This is a genomic window from Actibacterium sp., from assembly GCF_041584535.1.
Taxonomy (GTDB): domain Bacteria; phylum Pseudomonadota; class Alphaproteobacteria; order Rhodobacterales; family Rhodobacteraceae; genus Actibacterium_D.
This window is the reverse complement of record NZ_JBFHDW010000250.1, coordinates 1-3,961: the sequence shown is the minus strand read 5'-3', so window position 1 is coordinate 3,961 and position 3,961 is coordinate 1. Positions and strand designations below refer to the sequence as shown.

Genomic DNA, 3,961 nt, shown 5'->3' with positions numbered 1-3,961 from the left:
GAAAAGAACTTCTGATGCTCGCGCATCGAGGTTTGCAGCACCTCGGCGGGCAGGCCAAGGAAGTCGGCACCGATTTCGCCCATCAGCACGACGGGCCATTCGACCAGACCGGAAACCTCGGCCAGCAAGCCTTTGTCTTCGACCACTTCCAGACCCTGCGCAAAGGCCTGATTGGTGGCGTCATGCCAGATATGTTCGGCCCGTTCGGCCGGATCCAGCACCACATAGGCTTTTTTCAGCTTGGCAGCGTAATCGGCAAAGGACGACACAGTGAACGCGTCCGGCGCCATGAAGCGATGGCCACGGGTCGCGTTGCCCGCCTGAATGCCGTCGATGTCCAGCGGCACGATCTCGGCCCCGTCCTCGCGCGTCAGGATGCAGATGATCGAGTGCAGCGGCCGCACCCAGCGCAGCGTGCCCGCGCCCCAGCGCATGGATTTCGGCCACGGGAAATTGCGGATGGTGGCATCCAGCGCCTCGGCCACGATGTCGGCGGCCTTGCGGCCCGGCTTTTCGACCACCGCGAACCAGACCTGACCCTTTTTGTCGTCGCGGGCCTGAAGCTGGTCCTTGCTCAGACCGGTGGCGCGCAGGAACCCGTCCAGCGCCTGTTCCGGCGCATCGGTGCGCGGACCTTTGCGTTCTTCACGCAGGGTCGGGCTTTCTTCGGTCAGGCCCTCGATCACCAGCGTCAGGCGGCGCGGGGTCGAGAACGCCCCGGCGGATTTATAGGTCAGACCGGCCTCGACCAGCGCATCGGTCATGCGCTTTTTCAGATCGTCAGCGGCGCGGCCCTGCATGCGGGCCGGGATTTCCTCGGAAAACAGTTCAATCAGAAGATCGGGCATCAGTGGTTCTCCGGCTTGGGCGGGCAGCCCTCGGGCGCAGGTTTGCCGTCAAAGACGACCTCGCCGCAATGGTTGATCTGGTTCCAGGCCACAGCCCGGCCATCGGGGAAGACCGCGACGACACGGTCGATCCCGTAAATCACGTTCTCCTGCCCCAGAAAGGCGACGGCATCGCCGTTTTCCAAAGCATCGCCGATTTCGTCCTCGTCAAAGCAATCGAACCAGCCCGGTGTGACCAGCGGCACAACGTGGTCGCGCACGACATAGGTTTCGGTCAGCGTGGCGATCGAGGTCGGCATGGTGAAACAGGCGCGATACCGCAGGGGCGAGCTGTCGGCGTCGATGCCTTTGAACCCGGCGACCGGCACCAGTTCGGCCTGACCGGTGGCCAGCGAGGTCAGACGCACCTGACCGGCGGGCGACGTTGCCGGCACCTCGTCGTAATAGGCATAGACCTGAAGATAATACATCGCGGCGCCCGCGATCACAGCAGTCGCAATCATCAAAATCGCCAGTATCTTGCCACTCACGCTGCGCCCCCGGCTTCGGTTTGAACAAAGGCGTCGGCGCATTGTTTCGCCAGCGCCCGCACCCGGCCGATATAGGCCTGACGTTCGGTGACCGAAATCACGCCGCGCGCATCAAGCAGGTTAAACAGGTGGCTGGCCTTGATGCACTGGTCATAGGCCGGATGTGCCATGATGATCTTCTTGCCGGTTTTCGGGTCATCGACCGGATGGCTGAGGATGGCCTCGCATTCGGCCTCGGCCTCTTCGAAATGCTTGAGCAGGATCTCGGTATTGGCCACGTCAAAGTTAAAGCGCGAATATTCGGCCTCGGTCTGGCGGAATACATCGCCATAGGTCAACGGGATCGGCGCATCGGGGGCGTTGAACGGCATGTCCATCACATGATCGACGCCCAGCACATACATCGCCAGACGTTCCAGACCATAGGTCAGCTCGCCCGAGACCGGTTTGCAGTCATGGCCGCCCACCTGTTGGAAATAGGTGAACTGCGACACTTCCATGCCATCGCACCAGACCTCCCAGCCCAGACCCCATGCGCCCAGCGTCGGAGATTCCCAGTCGTCCTCGACAAAGCGGATGTCATGCAGATCCGAGTCGATGCCGATGGCCTTGAGGCTGCCTAAGTAAAGCTCTTGCAGGTCCGGCGGCGACGGTTTGATCAGCACCTGATACTGGTAATAATGCTGCAGGCGGTTCGGGTTCTCGCCATAGCGGCCATCGGTCGGGCGGCGCGACGGCTGAACATAGGCCGCGGCCCATGAATTGCCCCCCAGCGCCCTGAGCGTGGTCGCCGGGTGGAACGTGCCCGCCCCAACTTCCATGTCATAGGGTTGCAGCACGGCACAGCCCTTGGCCGCCCAATAGGCCTGTAGCCGCAGGATGATGTCCTGGAAACTGTGAGGTTTGCTGTCGCTCATGATCATTCGCCCGCCTGTCGGAAACAGCGTCTCAATAGGCAAGCCACGCGTCAGGGTCAACGGGCGCACCGATTATTGACGTGCATTGGCTGGTCGCTTTGATAGGTTCGGCATTGGATTCGACGGTGTTAACGGACTAACGAGGGACAGTTTCAGGTATGCGTCAGTTTTTCTCAGTCATCTTTTTGGTTTTCCTCGGAGCTTTGCCCGCTGCCGCGCAGGACCGGGTCTGGCTTCAGATCGAAGCCCAGCCGACCCTGCGACAGGCTCAGGACGCCGCCCGTGGCTATGCCAGCACGCTGACCGATGTGAACGGGTTCCAGTTGAAATCGGGATGGTATGCCATTGCGCTTGGGCCCTACCCGGCTGACGATGCGCCCGATCAACTGCGGGCGCTGCGCCGTCAGGGTCAGGTGCCGCGCGATGCCTATATCGCGGATGGGCGCAATTTCACCCAACAGTTCTGGCCCGTGGGCGGTGCCGCGACCGCCGTGCCGCTGACCGCGCCGGAACCTGTGGCCCCCGTTGCCGCGACCCCTGCTGTCACGCCGGTGCAGCCCGCCCCGGTTGAAACGCTGAACGACTCGCGCCGCGCCGAAGCCGCGCTGAGCCGGGACGAGAAAATGGAAATTCAGGAGGCGCTGAAATGGGACGGGTTCTATGACTCGTCCATCGACGGCGCCTTTGGCAGCGGCACCCGCCGGGCGATCTCGGCCTATCAAGAGGCGATGGGCTATGAACCGACCGGGGTTCTCAGCACCCGCCAGCAGGCCGAGCTGATCGGCGGTTACCGCGCCGAATTCGCAGCGCTGGGTCTGAAAACCATCGACGATGTTGCCGCCGGGCTGCGGATCACCCTGCCCGCCTCCAAGGTCGAATTCTCGCGCTATGAGCCGCCGTTTGTGCATTACGACAGCCGCAACGATAGTGGCGTCCGGGTGCTGCTGATCAGCCAGAAAGGCGATCAGGACACGCTGTTTGGCCTCTATGACATCATGCAGACGCTTGAAATCGTGCCGCTGAACGGCGCGCGCGAGCGTGGCAGAACGTCGTTCACCCTAACCGGCCAAAATGCTGAAATCCATTCGTATACCTATGCGGCACTGGAGGATGGCATGATCAAGGGCTTTACCCTGATCTGGCGACCCGAGGATGAAAAGCTGATGCGCCATGTCGCGCAGGTGATGCAGGACAGCCTGACCCCCTATGGCGACAGCGCGCTGGACGAGATGCTGGGCACCGGCGACAGCAGCCAGAACCCCGACCTGATGTCCGGGCTGGAAATCCGCCGCCCCGGCCTGACGCGCAGCGGCTTTTACGTCGATGGCAAGGGCACGGTCCTGACCACGGTCGAGGTGCTGAACCAATGCCAGCGCATCACCATCGGCGACGATCTTGAGGTCCGGCTTGAGGCCCGCGACGACACGCTGGGCCTTGCGGTTCTGCGCCCGGCGCATCTGGTGTCGCCCCTGGCCTATGCCGCGTTCCAAACCGGCATTCCGCGCCTGAAATCCGAGGTCGCCGTGGCGGGCTATTCTTATGGCGATGCGCTGACGCTGCCGGTGCTGACCTATGGCACGCTGGCCGATCTGCGCGGCCTCGGGGGCGAGGACGGTCTGAACCGGCTGGACATGACCACCCTGCCCGGTGACGCCGGCGGGCCGGT

At 62.9% G+C, this 3,961-nt stretch carries 4 protein-coding genes; 1 reads left to right on the top strand and 3 read right to left on the bottom strand.

Annotation, left to right across the window (positions count from 1 at the left end; genetic code table 11):
• From glyS to ABYW26_RS11645, 3 genes are all read right to left on the bottom strand, one after another.
• On the bottom strand, positions 1-848 hold an 848-nt coding region (gene glyS / locus ABYW26_RS11655; protein ID WP_372605053.1), incomplete at its 3' end, for a glycine--tRNA ligase subunit beta.
• A complete protein-coding gene (locus tag ABYW26_RS11650; protein WP_372605052.1) occupies positions 848-1,378 on the bottom strand; it encodes a DUF6446 family protein in 531 nt (176 codons plus the stop codon). The genes glyS and ABYW26_RS11650, both read right to left, overlap by 1 nt.
• Entirely contained in the window at positions 1,375-2,295 is a 921-nt protein-coding gene (locus ABYW26_RS11645; protein ID WP_372605051.1) for a glycine--tRNA ligase subunit alpha, read from the bottom strand. The genes ABYW26_RS11650 and ABYW26_RS11645 overlap by 4 nt, the downstream gene beginning before the upstream one ends.
• Before the next feature lie 158 nt (positions 2,296-2,453).
• Between ABYW26_RS11645 and ABYW26_RS11640 the strand changes: the two genes are divergently transcribed.
• On the top strand, positions 2,454-3,961 hold a 1,508-nt coding region (locus tag ABYW26_RS11640; RefSeq protein ID WP_372605050.1), incomplete at its 3' end, for a serine protease.